Source organism: Chitinophaga sp. sic0106 (assembly GCF_019219075.1).
Classification (GTDB): domain Bacteria; phylum Bacteroidota; class Bacteroidia; order Chitinophagales; family Chitinophagaceae; genus Chitinophaga.
The window spans coordinates 215,398-229,382 of sequence record NZ_JAHUWJ010000004.1 but is presented as its reverse complement, the minus strand read 5'-3'; the positions used below and the strand labels follow the sequence as shown (position 1 = coordinate 229,382).

Annotated in this window: 16 protein-coding genes; 6 read left to right on the top strand and 10 right to left on the bottom strand. The window is 48.2% G+C overall.

Annotated features, from left to right (window positions below; genetic code table 11):
• Nucleotides 1–150: 150 nt before the first annotated feature.
• The 5 genes from KW844_RS08165 to KW844_RS08145 form a co-directional block, all read right to left on the bottom strand.
• Entirely contained in the window at nucleotides 151–522 is a 372-nt protein-coding gene (locus KW844_RS08165; protein ID WP_218376223.1) for a YccF domain-containing protein, read from the bottom strand.
• Nucleotides 519–1,010: a GNAT family N-acetyltransferase gene (locus tag KW844_RS08160; RefSeq protein WP_218376222.1), complete on the bottom strand. Its 492-nt coding sequence runs from the start codon at nucleotides 1,008–1,010 to the stop codon at nucleotides 519–521. The genes KW844_RS08165 and KW844_RS08160 overlap by 4 nt, the downstream gene beginning before the upstream one ends.
• Entirely contained in the window at nucleotides 1,010–1,465 is a 456-nt protein-coding gene (locus KW844_RS08155) for a YhcH/YjgK/YiaL family protein (protein WP_218376221.1), read from the bottom strand. Before KW844_RS08155 ends, KW844_RS08160 begins: the two co-directional genes overlap by 1 nt.
• Nucleotides 1,466–1,626: 161 nt before the next feature.
• Nucleotides 1,627–2,091 (bottom strand): hypothetical protein, encoded by a 465-nt coding sequence (locus tag KW844_RS08150; protein WP_218376220.1) that lies wholly within the window; start codon nucleotides 2,089–2,091, stop codon nucleotides 1,627–1,629.
• Nucleotides 2,092–2,245: 154 nt separating this feature from the next.
• Nucleotides 2,246–2,698, bottom strand: a complete 453-nt coding sequence (locus KW844_RS08145) for a cold-shock protein (protein ID WP_218376219.1) — start codon at nucleotides 2,696–2,698, stop codon at nucleotides 2,246–2,248.
• 142 nt (nucleotides 2,699–2,840) lie between these two features.
• Between KW844_RS08145 and lepB the strand changes: the two genes are divergently transcribed.
• The gene (gene lepB, locus KW844_RS08140) at nucleotides 2,841–4,016 is read left to right on the top strand and encodes a signal peptidase I (RefSeq protein WP_218376218.1); all 1,176 of its coding nucleotides are present in this window, start codon (nucleotides 2,841–2,843) and stop codon (nucleotides 4,014–4,016) included.
• Nucleotides 4,017–4,107: 91 nt separating this feature from the next.
• Nucleotides 4,108–4,974 carry a class I SAM-dependent methyltransferase gene (locus KW844_RS08135; protein ID WP_218376217.1) on the top strand — a complete coding sequence of 289 codons (867 nt, stop codon included), beginning with the start codon at nucleotides 4,108–4,110 and terminating at the stop codon, nucleotides 4,972–4,974.
• 93 nt (nucleotides 4,975–5,067) lie between these two features.
• On the opposite strand, the gene KW844_RS08130 is transcribed toward KW844_RS08135, so the two are convergent.
• Nucleotides 5,068–6,537, bottom strand: a complete 1,470-nt coding sequence (locus tag KW844_RS08130) for a PLP-dependent aminotransferase family protein (RefSeq protein ID WP_218376216.1) — start codon at nucleotides 6,535–6,537, stop codon at nucleotides 5,068–5,070.
• 91 nt (nucleotides 6,538–6,628) lie between these two features.
• Between KW844_RS08130 and KW844_RS08125 the strand changes: the two genes are divergently transcribed.
• The 4 genes from KW844_RS08125 to KW844_RS08110 all read left to right on the top strand — a co-directional run bounded on the left by KW844_RS08125 (nucleotide 6,629) and on the right by KW844_RS08110 (nucleotide 8,626).
• Nucleotides 6,629–7,069: a carboxymuconolactone decarboxylase family protein gene (locus KW844_RS08125; protein ID WP_218376215.1), complete on the top strand. Its 441-nt coding sequence runs from the start codon at nucleotides 6,629–6,631 to the stop codon at nucleotides 7,067–7,069.
• The gene (locus KW844_RS08120; RefSeq protein WP_218376214.1) at nucleotides 7,069–7,515 is read left to right on the top strand and encodes a GNAT family N-acetyltransferase; all 447 of its coding nucleotides are present in this window, start codon (nucleotides 7,069–7,071) and stop codon (nucleotides 7,513–7,515) included. The genes KW844_RS08125 and KW844_RS08120 overlap by 1 nt, the downstream gene beginning before the upstream one ends.
• A gap of 75 nt (nucleotides 7,516–7,590) precedes the next feature.
• On the top strand, nucleotides 7,591–8,331 hold the full coding sequence (locus KW844_RS08115; protein WP_218376213.1) for a thioredoxin family protein: 741 nt from the start codon (nucleotides 7,591–7,593) through the stop codon (nucleotides 8,329–8,331).
• 10 nt (nucleotides 8,332–8,341) lie between these two features.
• Entirely contained in the window at nucleotides 8,342–8,626 is a 285-nt protein-coding gene (locus KW844_RS08110) for a hypothetical protein (protein ID WP_218376212.1), read from the top strand.
• Here the strand turns inward: KW844_RS08110 and KW844_RS08105 are convergent.
• The 4 genes from KW844_RS08105 to KW844_RS08090 form a co-directional block, all read right to left on the bottom strand.
• Nucleotides 8,594–10,549, bottom strand: coding sequence for a heparinase II/III family protein (locus tag KW844_RS08105; protein WP_218376211.1), 1,956 nt, complete (start codon nucleotides 10,547–10,549; stop codon nucleotides 8,594–8,596). The genes KW844_RS08110 and KW844_RS08105 overlap by 33 nt on opposite strands.
• 105 nt (nucleotides 10,550–10,654) lie before the next feature.
• Entirely contained in the window at nucleotides 10,655–11,647 is a 993-nt protein-coding gene (locus KW844_RS08100) for a DUF4466 family protein (RefSeq protein ID WP_218376210.1), read from the bottom strand.
• 10 nt (nucleotides 11,648–11,657) lie between these two features.
• Nucleotides 11,658–12,068, bottom strand: coding sequence for a hypothetical protein (locus KW844_RS08095; protein ID WP_218376209.1), 411 nt, complete (start codon nucleotides 12,066–12,068; stop codon nucleotides 11,658–11,660).
• A 69-nt stretch (nucleotides 12,069–12,137) separates the two neighbouring features.
• On the bottom strand, nucleotides 12,138–13,979 hold the full coding sequence (locus tag KW844_RS08090) for a RagB/SusD family nutrient uptake outer membrane protein (RefSeq protein ID WP_218376208.1): 1,842 nt from the start codon (nucleotides 13,977–13,979) through the stop codon (nucleotides 12,138–12,140).
• Nucleotides 13,980–13,985 lie beyond the last annotated feature (6 nt).

Below are 13,985 nucleotides of genomic sequence, written 5' to 3'. Positions count from 1 at the left end.
GAGGATGGTGTTTGGTTGGCCGGGATGTATCAACAGTAATTTAAAGATCCGGAGAATTGGATACAGGAAAATCTTCCACCACAGGTACCCGAAAAAAAGCGGGTGTATACTACTTTTGATACACCCGCTTCGAAAAAATTAACGGGAAATTTAGTAATAAACTTCTTTACCAAATGGTGCAAACGTCAATGCCAATAATTTAAAATGTTGCCGCGCAAACGGGATACCGATGATGGTAATGGCGAGCAGCAGGCCAAACAGCAAGTGCCCAAGCGCCACCCAGATACCACCTGCAAATATCCAGATGATATTGAAGATGGTGGACAGGCAGCCTGTTGGCGGATTTGCTTCTCTCACATTTGCCCCAAAAGGCATCAGCGTCAGCAGTCCTATTTTAAAGCACTGCAAGCCAAAAGGAATACCAATGATGGTAATGCAAAAGCCGAAGCCTACAATAAAATACCATATAGCGGTGAAGAAACCGCCAAAAATCAGCCAGATAATATTTCCAATCAGACTCATAATGAAGTAAGGTCTTTTAACATCCAGATAGTACAGGCGTGATGCCCTGAATTGCCCAATGCTGCCGGCAGGTATTGAAATCCGTTTTTCTCATACATCGCAACTGCCTTTGTCATCTCAGGAAATGATTCCAGGTAGAACGAAGTATAGCCCGCTTTCCGGGCCGCCTCGCTGGCATTTTCGAGCAATTTAACACCGAGGCCTTTTCCTCTCGCCGCAGGCGAAAGAAAAAAACGAACCAGCTCCGCACAACCTGCAGGCAATCCTTCAGTGGGGTAAAAACCACCGCCACCAAGGATTACACCGTTTTCCACTGCCACGAAATATCCGGAACCAGGTGTTTTAAATAAAGTAAATAAGTCGTCCGTAGTAGGATCGCTATGCGCAGTGCCTTCCAGCGGCACCCCAAATTCTTCAATACCTTTACGTATAATGCCCGCCAAAGCTGCATTATCGCCGGACTGGATTTCACGTATCAATATCTCCATTAGTCCACCGCAATTTTAATCACTACTTTTTTAACGGGCACGGGACCGGCTACACGAAGATTAGGCATATGCAGATCCGTTGGGAAAAATATAGCAAACTGGCCCTGTTTGAGTACCGTATAGAAAGCAGGCTTCTCTGCAAAGAGCATGTAATCTTCTGTGTCGGAGTAGGCTTTGGAGGGATTTTTATCTCCCAAAAAATCATGACCTATTCTTTCTTCTCCGGCCGCCAGGTATTGTACATCTATGTACTTACGGTGGGCTTCCATTTGTTCACCTTCTTCCGCGATGGTATCGTATTCATTAACGATGGCGAATATATTGGTGCCGTCAATGTCGTATTTCCCTTTCGCAATGGTGGTAAAGTCGGTCTGGCGCAGGTAATCAAAGGCTTTTACAAACTTTTCGCCGAGGACGTGGTATCGTGCTGCACGATCTAATGTATCAACTATCATAATTCGTTTCTAATAGGGAAGAAAGATACATTAGTTTTTTTCTCACAAGGAGATTTTCTTAATATTTTTTCGCTGGTGTTCCTCGCCTTCGGCCAGGAATACATGTGCGGATTATTATAATGGCGGTCGTGTTGGATGGATCTCCATCAATATAGTAAGTGCTAAACGCTGGTCGCCAGCCAATCGCTGGACGTCAGCGGTGGCCTGGCCACGCACATTACCGCCACCGGCTGGTGCCGATGATTATACAGCAAACTGGTGTTTACTTCGAGCATACGCCTGCTGCCATCCGGCTTTTCGATGATAATCGCTTTACCGGCGTATGGCCGCTGTTGCTCAATGGTGCAGGCTACCGGGTATTCCTCGGGCTGCAAAGGCTTGCCATTGGGAGAAAAAGTTTTCAGGCTCATACACCATTTATCAGTACCTGTGGCGGGCATACGACCAAAGAGATTAATGGCCAGGTGATTGAAAATCCTTACATGACCATCCATATCACAGATGTATGCTGCGGCGGGAAAGGCTTCCAGCATGGTATGACAACCAATTCCATTTTCACTGAGTTCCTGATCAAATAAATTAAACGGCATGGCCGTTACAGGTGTAGTAACAGAATCTTTTTTCATACGTGGGCAATCATATCTATATAACCCGGGTGCTACCGGAATGCTTGTGGACGAGTCCCGTTTTGGTGTTATAAGGTACAGGGAGATATTAGTGCCGCAAAGCAGGTGGCTTTGGGACGGTAAATTGTAGCGTAAACGATGTGCCTGCAGCAGGCTATTTTATTACCTGCACATTAATGGCGATCGGGCCTTTAGGACCTTTTCCGAGCTCGAAAGATACTTTCACGTTCTCCTTCAGCGGGTCTTTCGACTGGTTAATGTGCACGAAATAGCTCTCCTGGTTGCGGCTGTCTTTGATAAAGCCGAAGCCTTTTCCATCGTTATAAAACGTTACCACACCAGTACGCACCGGATCTTCCGCCTCTTCCTGCTGGCGCGCCACTCCTATCTGTATATCTTCCAGATTGACTTCTTTCTTTTTAGACGGATCCGGAGGCACGGTAGTCAGATTACCATTCTCGTCCAGATAGGCCATCATGTCTTCCAAACTCTTGCCTTTGTTGCTCTTGGACTGTCGCTCTTCTTTACGATCCGCCTTTTCTTGTTTTTTCTGTTGCTTCTTCTTTTGGAATTCTTGTTTGTTAAAGGTTTCCTGTGATCTTGCCATATACAAAATCCCTAATTTTCAATTATGGGTTAGTACGAAGATAAGAAAATAAATGCCATTGAGCATCCATTTCCCGCCGCCGGGATAATTTCTAATCCGGCTATTGATATTTAGCCGATATTAGATTCAAAATTCTTATAGTATGAAACTCTTCCGCCGCCGGAAAGATACTACTGGAGAAAAGAAATCCATACTCCGGGAATGGCTCAATGCTGGTATATTCGCCATTGTAGCCGCCACCCTGATCAGGATGTTCATTTTCGAGGCCTATTGTATTCCCTCTGGTTCTATGGAACGCACCCTGCTGGTAAACGATTACCTTTTCGTCAGTAAGATCAGCTACGGCCCCAGGCTGCCGGTAACACCGCTGGCACTGCCACTGGTACACAACAAGATGCCTTTTACCAGTTATAGTCCCTCTTACAGCACGCTGGTAAAATGGCCCTATAAGCGCCTGCCAGGCTTCTCCTCTCTCGAAAGAAATGATATTGTGGTGTTTAATCTCCCTGCCGGGGATACCGTGGCACTCGAGGTAGAAGAGAACGTGAACTATTACGAGCTGGTACGACAGCTCGGCCGTCAGGAGGTTTGGAACAGCTACCACATTATTCCACGCCCCCTGGATAAAAGAGAAAATATTATCAAAAGATGTGTGGGCGTACCTGGCGATACCCTGCAAATCCGCGACGGACACTTATTTGTAAATACTAAGCCGGCCTATGTGGCTCCCGGCAGCGAGATGCAGTACCTCGTGCAAACCAATGGTGATGCGCTTAACCCTGCCCGGCTGAAAGAAATGGGTATCATCGATGAGCCTACCCCTACCGGACAGGCGGGATTATACCTCTGTAACTTTAACCAGTCCGACCTGGCCACCATCAAAACATGGTCGTCCGTTACCGCAGTTACGCCGTTTGTCAACACGGAAATGTCGGATCCCGGCGTATTCCCTTTTGACACCACCCGCTTCCACTGGAACCAGGATAATTTCGGCCCGGTCGTGGTACCCGCCAAAGGCGTCACCGTACAGTTAACAGCAGCAAACCTGCCGCTCTACCAGCGCATTATTCAGATATATGAGGGCAATGATTTTACAGTGAAAAATGGTAGCTTTATACTCAATGGCCAACCCACCACCAGTTATACCTTCAAAATGAATTATTACTGGGTAATGGGCGACAACCGCCATAACTCTATCGACTCCCGTTACTGGGGCTTCCTGCCGGAGGATCACGTGGTAGGCAAAGCCTGGATCACCTGGATGAGTTACGATAGTGATGGCATCCGCTGGAGCCGACTCATGAAAGCGATCAGATAACATGCATGATACTACGGAACATGCTATATTATTCAAACCGGGCCATTTCTGTAATGCAGGAATGGCCTTTTTTAATGCAGGAAAACTTACAATGGAAACACCTTCTAACCGAGATTTTAACTCCATAAGTCCCTCCGCAAAAGGGCTGTTGTATCTGAAAGGACATACTACCCTGCCTTATTGCAAGGAAGCAGTAGCATTACTGGGAGAGCCGGAGCCATTCCAGGCAGATCCTGAAAAGGCCGCCCGTTACTGGGCAAGGATTGTACACTTTGAACAGCGATACCGCAGTATTGACCAGCTGCTGAAACCAATTGATATAAAAAATATCGTGGAGATATCAGCCGGTTTTTCATTCCGTGGCCTCGCCATGGTAGCCGACCCTACAGTTTATTATATCGATACAGACCTACCAGACCTCATTGCTGCCAAAAAATCCTTCATTGAAAAATTGCATCCGGAGCCCATTGCAGGCCATTTGGATCTCGAAGGGTTAAATGCCCTTGACGAAAACACCTTCCGTTCCTTAACTGCCAGGTTTCCTCCCGGCCCTGTGGCTATCATCAATGAAGGCTTGCTGATGTATCTTGATACAGCCGAGAAAGAACAACTATGTGGCATCATCCGCCGAATTTTGCAGCAAAGCGGGGGATATTGGATTACTGCCGATATCTATATCCGTGAAGATACAGACGTAGCCGCCAAAATGTATCGTGATGATGCATTAATGCAATTTCTGAAGGCACATCAAATTGAAGAGAAGAAGTTCAGTTCTTTTGAAGAAGCAGAATCTTTTTTTGAAGAAATGGGTTTTGTAATTGATGAGGTAGCACAACCGAACCATGCGCTTATCAGCAGCTTGCCGCAATTTATGGCGGCGCTCACCCCTGATCAGAAAGAAAAGCTGAAGGAGGTGCGCCGCACCCGCGCCACATGGCGCCTGCGGTTGGCGGACTAAAAGGAACGTTGAATGCAAATGATGGTAGCAGGCTTACTACGCTTTTCCCATCGCATTGCAGGTGATTGCCGGAACCGTCATGCGGTTGGCTGACTACATGCGGTCCATCGCTTTGCGGATGATTGTCACTGCCTGCGTCAGCTCCCGCTGGTTAAGTGATGCAAAGCCAAACCGAATGGCATTTCCTGGCTGTGTACCGTAAAAATACCGGTAGCCATTATTCATAGTAAGCCCGAGATCCGCTGCCCTGATAGTTACAGCCGCCAGGTTGCAGGCGGGATCAAACTGAAGCCAGATAGCCATCCCACCCTGTGGCAGCTCAAAAGATACCTTGTTGCCCAACTGTTGTTGCAACAACTCCCCTGCCAGGTCCCGCCTTTCCCGATATACTTTATTGGCTTTTTTCAGGTGACGGGCAATTACGCCAGCCTTTAACATATTACCCAGCGCCTCTTCCACAAGGTTATCGCCTCCCAGGTCCATCAACTGCCGCAGTTGTGCAGCCCGTTCTATAAACATTTCCGGGGCTATCATAAAACCCATGCGCAATGATAATCCAAGCGATTTGGTAAAGGAGCCCACGTAGATGACATTACCACCATGATCCGCACTGGCCAGGGGTACAATCGGCGATGCGCTGTAATAAAAATCGTAATCGTAATCATCTTCAATTACAGCCAGGTTATACTTCCTGATGATTTCCAGCAGCTTCATTCTTCTCTCCGCACTTAATGTAACAGTGGTTGGGTGATGATGATGACTGATCACGTACAGTAGCTTTATCCGCTTGCTTTTGCAAAGTCGCTCGATCGCATCTACGTCTATCCCGTGGTTGTCCACCGGCACTCTTAGCAGTTTTGCCCCCAGCTGCTCAAAAGTAAGATCTGCGAAATAGTAATTGGGGCTACCCACTATTACATAATCACCCTTACGGATCAACGTAGCTGCGGCCAGATAAATGCTCATTTGCGCACCTCGTGTAATCATAATATTGCTGGGGGTGATGTTGAGTCCCCTGGTATCAGAGAGATGCTTTACCAGCTGGGTCCGCAGATGCAGATTGCCAGCAACGGCAGTTGCGGCCAGGTTGCGGGCATAACCTGGCTGCTGAATCAGGGAGCGGCATTCTTTCATCCAATCCTCCAATGGCGCCAGGCGCACATCCGGAAAGCCATCATTTACCACCAGTTTTTTGGTAGCACCAACTTTGTTAGGATGTGGCAGTACAGGAAAAGTATTCATTTCAAATGCAGGCTGCTGCGCATAAGCATGGACCGCACCTGAAAACGTCCGTGGTTTTACCATTGGGAGGTTCGTGGCTACCATCATGCCTTTTCGCGGCACGGGCACTACCCAATCCTGGCTCACCAACTCATCGTAGGCTGCTACCACTGTTTTGCGGTGAAGGCCCAGCAAATCAGCCAATATCCTGCTGCCTGGCAGAAAGGTGCCCGGGCGGATCATACCGTCCCGGATGAGGGTAATAAAGCGGTTAGCCACCTGGAGATAGATGGCCTGATGCGCGTTGCGGTCTATTTCTATCAGTGATTTGAATGGAAGCATCTGGACTACTTATTAATTCAAAAGTGGACTACTCTACTAGTCCAGATCAAATATACATTTGTAGCAGTTAATATCTCCCTAAATAAAAAAGATGAACACCAGATTCAGTTTACACGAGCAATTTCCGGAGGCTGTAAAGGCCATTAGGGCGCTGCATGTATTTGGCACAGATTCCAAACTTAATATTATCCAGAAAGAGTTGATTAAAATCAGGGCATCACAGATCAACCAATGTGCTTATTGTATAGACATGCATACACGCGATGCACGCAAATACGGGGAAACGGAACAGCGTATATACCTGCTTAATGCCTGGAGAGAGACAACGCTGTACACTCCGGCAGAACGCGCATTGCTGGCCATGACAGAGGAAGTGACACAAATAGGCCAGCAGGGCTTATCAGATAAAACGTACCAGGACGTGATAGCACATTTCGGGATGGACGGTACGGCACAAATCCTCATGGCCATTGTTCAGATCAATACCTGGAACAGGATTGCCATCTCTCTTAACTATCAATTCAACAAATAATGCCGGTACAATACGCCAATTCCGACGAACAAATTAACGCTTGTGCAGACGCTATTGTGGCCTTACGGCCAATGCTGAAAAAAGACGAAGTGCTGGCACAGGTAAAAGCGATGCAGGACACCGATGGTTACATGCTGGTATACATCACGGATGAATCAGACCCTTCACGCGCCGCTGCTATCGCTGGTTTCCGGCGACTGCACAAGCTGCTCGGCGGTCCGCATTTTTACATCGATGATTTATCGACCCTGCCGGAATTCCAGGGCAAGGGTTACGCAAAGCAGCTGCTGGATCATATACGCGAACTGGCGGTGAAGCAGGGACTGCACAGTGTGCGGCTATCCTCCGGCCATGGTAATAGCCATGCACATCGTTTGTACCTGAACTATGGTTTCTACATCAGTGCCCATAACTTCATGCTGCCCTTGCAGGAGGGTCGCATATGACCCCTAAATTGACGTTTTTGCCCAGCATTACTTGCAGGCGTTAAATGGATATTTGTAGTCGAAAATCCATTTGTTATGCAAACTAAAAATAAAGTAGTATCCGCAGCTGAATGGGATCTTGCCCGCAAAGCATTGCTGGTGAAAGAAAAAGAACTGACCCGCCTGCGCGATCAGATTGCCCGTGAAAGACAGGCATTGCCCTGGCAGGCGGTTACCAAAACCTATTCTTTTGATGGTCCGGAAGGCAAAGAAACCCTTTCCGACCTCTTTGATGGCCGCAGTCAGCTGCTGATAGTACACTTTATGCTGGGCCCCGGCTGGAAAGAAGGGTGTACCGGCTGCTCCTTCAATGCGGATAATATCGACGGTGTGCTGCCGCATTTGTACAACCATGACGTCAACCTGGTAGTAGTGTCCCGCGCCCCCCTGGCAGAAATTGAAAAATTCAAAAAACGCATGGGCTGGCAGTTTAAGTGGGTATCATCTAATGGCAATGATTTCAATTACGACTATAAAGTCTCCTTTAAGCCGGAAGAGCTCAGCAATGGCGGGGTGTATTATAACTACCGGCTGGAGAAAAATGCGGGGGAAGAACAGCCTGGCGTGAGTGCTTTTTATAAAGAGGAAGATGGAGCAATTTTCCACACCTACTCCACTTATGCCAGAGGCATGGAAACGCTGACCAATACTTTTAACTACCTGGATATAGCTCCTAAAGGGCGGAATGAGGGGGATCACCCGATGGGCTGGGTGAAACTCCACGACATGTATGCGGAACAGCCTGCCGTTACGGGCAATGGCAATTGCTGTCACTAAAATATATGTTATGTCACATCATTCCTGTTCCTGTAACAAAGCAGAGAAAATGCGCCGGCCTGTATTCCGGCGCATTCTCCACTTCATACGATGGGCCTTGCCGGGAGTTGGACTGGCGCTTATACCCAAATGCCCTGTATGCCTGGCTGCTTATATTGCAGTAGGCACCGGCATGGGTATACCGATTACAACGGCCAGCTACCTACGTTGGGGCCTCATCGTGCTTTGCGTTTCCGCAATCATCTATCTGACCATAAAGCAACTATCTGCCTTTCGCAGACGCCGTTTGCTTTGATGGTGTTATTGTATATACAAATTTCTCTTTTGCGGCAGGCTTAACGACTTCAAGGTTGATGCGATAAATACTATCGCCCCACTTCTCAATGATTCCTTTATCCTCCATTTTCGTCAATACCAGTTTCTCAACGGAAGCCTTCATTTTGGAAGAGTAATTTAACTGGTAATCCCTTTCTTCGCCGTGAATGGTAATCACACCAGGAGCAGTCACTTCTGCCGGAAAGCAGGTCATCAGGTGCTGGGTCAGGCTATCCGTGCGATTCAGGCTCACCTGATCTTCTACTACCACCTTTTGTTTCTTGAGCAGCTGCACAGTTCTGTTCCAGTTGTTAATCCCCGCCTCAGCCGGATATGCTTTTGCCAGGTCCAGCTGCATGATGCTACCTGATTTATTGCTGGTACTGCTCACCGTCGTGGCTTTATATTGAGGCCCATTCGGCTGCGTGTAGCCGTTAACGGTAGGCAGGTTATGATAGTCGGAACGGTTAAACCAGATATCGTAGCGCTGACCACTGAAAGTCCGGGCGGTGTAGGTGCCGCGTCCAGCATCAATCAATACCGGCAAGCCATCGTAGTACACAATAAAGTTACCAACATCATTGTGGTTATGACTTTCATCGTTGTTACCGCCTTTGGCTGCTACATAAAAGCCTTTGGCGGTGCCACCGTTGTCGCGGGCAGTCATTACTTCCAGGTCAGGCCACCACACTTTTTCCAGCAACGGCAACCCTTTCTCGGCCTTGCGGAATTCCTCTTTCATGAATAAGGAATAGAGATTACGGTAATACATATACGTACCCCGCCAGATGCCATCCCGGTCGTTATCAATATACCAGGCGCCAAACTTCATCATGTCCGGATCACCTACATCTTTACCGAAGCGATATACGAGACTTCCGTTCATTCCTGGCTGTGGATCAGCGTCTGCGAAGTCAATGAAGTACTTTTCACTGATCTGTGCCTTGTAGATAAACTGCGCCATATGTTTAACCTTCTCCTCTTTCAGCACATAGCTAAAAGCATTGTTGGTAGCCAGGTTCAGCATACAGATATTGTCGTAGAGAGAAGCAGCAGCGCCACTCCAGTAACCCGGACCTTCGTCGCAACCACCATCCTGCGGATACGGATTAAGGAACTGATCCAGTGTATGCAAAATTTTGCTGACCGTTGCAGCTCTTACCTTTTCGTTCGGTTCGAGCAGCAGCACGGCGGTGAGCCAGTTGGAGGAGATCCACGGATTCCAGTTATTTGGCCTTCTGCCTGAACTACTGCTACCCATCCAGCCATGGTGTTTGGTCATGAGCGGGGTAAACACGCGGCGGTTAGTTTCGTCGTATATACGTTTACGTATGAGCGGAGAGGCCGCATCCAGTTTGTCGCCAATGAAGTAGTCGACCCAGCCCAGCAGTTCAGCTGTTTCTGCTGAAAACAGCTCTACAAATGGCTCAGCGACGTCCGGTAATCCACCGTCTTTTCCTTTTGGAAGATGTGCGGATGCACCCCAGAAAGATTCTTCGCAAACGGACCAGATACCATTGATGATATCATCTGTAAACCGGCCTTTGTTTTCATATACTTCTGCCATCATGAGGGTAGCCAGCACCTGTCGTTTCCCATTGGCAATTTCCTGGTACTGGCGGCGGTCGCCGGTGCGCACGATCAGCATGGACACGGTGGCCGGAATGCCTGGCCAGGTGTAATTCAGATACCCTTCTGCGGCTTTGATGGTATTGGCGGCCAGCTTTGGATCTACGGTAGTCCACACGGCCCTTTTTTCACGTGCGGGGAAAGGTTCCCATTTGTCGCGCGGAATCAGCTTTGTGGCCAGTTCCTGTGGGTTATAGCGCCCACTGAGCAGGTTTTGTGCCTGCACGGTAACTGCTGCCAGCAGCACCCCGATTACTAGCAAGGTCTTTTTCATAAGTAGATGTTTGTATAATTTTTACCGAAGTCTGCGGAAACGGCTCCGTCATATGCACGAAAAGGCGCCCCTGGCGCCTTTTCGTGCATATAGCAAATAAAAATATTACTTCACCTGGTAGCGTTTCACGCTGATAACCATGGATTTTTTAGCATCATCTACTTTATTGATATAGATATATGCTCTGTATTTACCGTCAGCGGTTTCCACCCAGGTACCACCTTCCCCTTTCAGGTTGAAGAGATAACTTGGCTGGTTGGTAAAATCTACCGCTTTAAAGTCCAGGTCGGTGATGAACACACCATATTGCAGGCGCGCCAGCTGCTGATCGCGGAGGTTAAAGGTTTTCATCAGTTTGGTCACATTAGCGGCACCACCTGGCACTACGAAGTCCTGCAGGTACTCTTTAGGAGCGCCTGGGGACACCAGTGCATGTTTCAGGCTGGCGGTGGCTGAAGTGCGGTACATATAAATCAGGTCGATTTTTGATGCATCCACCGTTTGATTTTTAGCGTACACTTTCATGTCGGCTACAGAGAAGTAGGTAGAATCGCCATCTGTCATATTCAGGTCCAGCTTCATATCCATGGTGGATATTTCGTAAGGTCCCATTTTGTAGGATACATTTTCACCGTTGCTGGATTTAGCAGAGAAGGTGAAGGTGACAGATTTACCTTTTGCTTCTTCCGGAATCTGGTAGAAGAAACGCAGCGTAGAAGCCATGGTATCTTTCGTGAAAGTGGTAACCGTGGTAGTGCCGGTAGTAACAGAAGGCTCCCCTATTTTCACCGGCACATCTTTCTGTTGCTCGATGGAATAATAATAGGAATTATTCTCCAGGTAAGTACCGGAAGCACCGGCAATGCTGGCTTCTACCTGTGCAGATACCAGTTTTCCTCTGGAGGCAGGTAATGCCATGGCATAGGCAAATTCAATCATGCCTCCGGAAATATTAGGTCCGGTAGAACGTTTGATACAATCGTTCTGCAGCTGATCTTTTGTAGTGGGTGTTTCGTATGCATCGTCCTTTGCGCAGGATGCCGCCAGCAGCATTATCCCAAAGAGAGCGGGTGTATATGATCTGAAATTAATTCTCATGTCTCAGGTTTTACTTTGGTTGAACGGTGATGATGATCTTGTAAGTTTTCCTGATTTGCCTGTTACCAGATACGACTGTATACTGGCGTGGGTTTGCAAGGTCAGAGAAATCTGTTTTACCGGTAATCTTAGGTTCCAGCTTGCAATCTTGTGCGAGTGACAGCTGTGGCCATAGATTTTTCAGGTCAGCACCATAAAATACCTCCTGGGTAATGGTACCTAAGGCGGTATCAATTACGGGAGCTTTACTTCTTACGGTCTGGAAGTCAGAACCGAGCAATTCAAAGTTGGTAACGTAGCAATCGGTACGTGTGGTGATCAGCAGTCCGTCTTCATCCACTGGCAGGTCGTTCTTCTTACAGCTGCTTATCATGCCTGCAAAAAACAGGATCAAGCCGCTGATGATTACAAATTTCTTCATACTGATTTATTTTAGGGAGATAGTAATGTTCACTGGATCATTACTATCTCCGGATTGTCAAATTTTCAATTATAACCAAGGCGTGTTCTGGGTCAGGTTCGGGTTGCGGTCACGTTCGCTCTGCGGGATCTTGAAAATATATGCTCTCGCATAATCCCTTTCAGTAGCGTTCTGGAACACAATTGGCGATTGTCTTACAGCGCCCTGTGTATCCTGTTGGCCTACACCCAGTCCACCGAGGCCACCATACAGCGCCTCCAGTTTTCTCCAGCGACGCAAGTCAAACGCACGCTGTCCTTCAGCCACCAGTTCCACAATTCTCTCCTGCTCAATGGCTTTGAAGAAAGCATCTTTACCGGTATATCTATCCGCTTTAAGTGCTGGCAGGTTACCACGGCGACGTACTTTATTTACCAGCGCGATCGCATCTGCCTGCGGACCGTTTACTTCATTGGTAGCTTCCGCATACATCAGGAACACATCAGCGAGGCGCATTACAGGGTAGTTGTAATCCCCATCGGTACGATCCTGACCGGCGTAGTTACGTACAAACTTGCGGTATACATAACCAGAGTTGCAACCATCGGTATCGTAGGTGGTATAAGAAACACCTCCGATGGTGATGTTGGTACCCCATGATTTATAAATGAAAGGAGCGAAACCGGTTGCTTTCAGCGCCTGCATGCCAATTGCTTTTTCGTAATCCCACATGATGGTGGACTTCATACGATAATCACGGTTGGCATAACTCTGCGGGTTGAGTGCGGAGTTAACGGTTGTTCTTGCACCGGCGGCAGTTGGAGCCATAGGCTTCAGCTTTGGCGCTTCCTCGCCGGTGGTGATCAGCTGATAGCGATCTGCCAGCTCGTAGCGCGGAGACACCCAGCACTGGGAACGCTGCATAGTACGACCGGAGAAATCACGCATGAGTGATTCTCCCTGACCGGTACTGGTACCACCGTGTGTAAATGCCATGATCATTTCAGGATCACCGTTAGCGATTGGCATAAACAGGTAGAAATAGTTAGGGAGAATTTCACCGCCACCGAGCGTATCGATTGCACCAGGCTCGCCACCTCTGAAGAGGGCCAACCCGTAATCGTTTACCACATGCCCGAGATCTTCCGCAGCGCCTTTAAATGCTGCAGTGGCAGCAGCTGCATCCGGTTTGAAGGTAGTCAGCTCAGGCCAGCCGTTTTTATTCCAGGAGCCCCAGAACAACTGCAGCTTGCCACGGAACGCCAGTGCGGCAGGTTTCGCAGCACGGCCAACAGCGGATGGCTTGGCAGGCAGTTTTTCAAATGCATAGCTGAAATCATTCATGATCGAATCCTTGATCTGAGTGATCGGCATGCGGGCAAGCGTTTGTACATCAGCGTTAGAGGTTGCCACCTTATCAAAGTAAGGCACATCTCCCCACATGCTGATCAGACGGAAATAAGTCATACCGCGCAGCAGTTTTGCTTCGCCCACGATTACTTCCAGCTTTTCCCTGTTACCTACTTTACGGTCAATCATCGCGTTTACGTTCTCAATAACGTAGTTGGCACGGTTGACAGAACCGTATAGTGCTTTGAAATAGTTATCGAAGCGGTCACCATAGCTGGCCGACTGATAACCGGCGCTGCTGGATGGATTGTATGGATCGCCACTGGAAGTGGAAGTACCACGGGTACGGGTATACTCTCCCTGTCCATCGAAATAGTAATCGCGGTCAAACACGGAACGGGTGGCGTTGTAGGCGCCCATCAGTGCGTAAGTGGCATCGTCTTCCGTTTTCCAGAAGAAGCTGGAACCAACTTCAGTAGTAGGTTGCTGATCCAGCAGGTTCTTGGTGCATCCGGTAGCCAGCAGTGCCACGGAAGAGGCAACAACTGCGGTGCGTATAATAGATAATGATTTTCTCTTCATAACAAT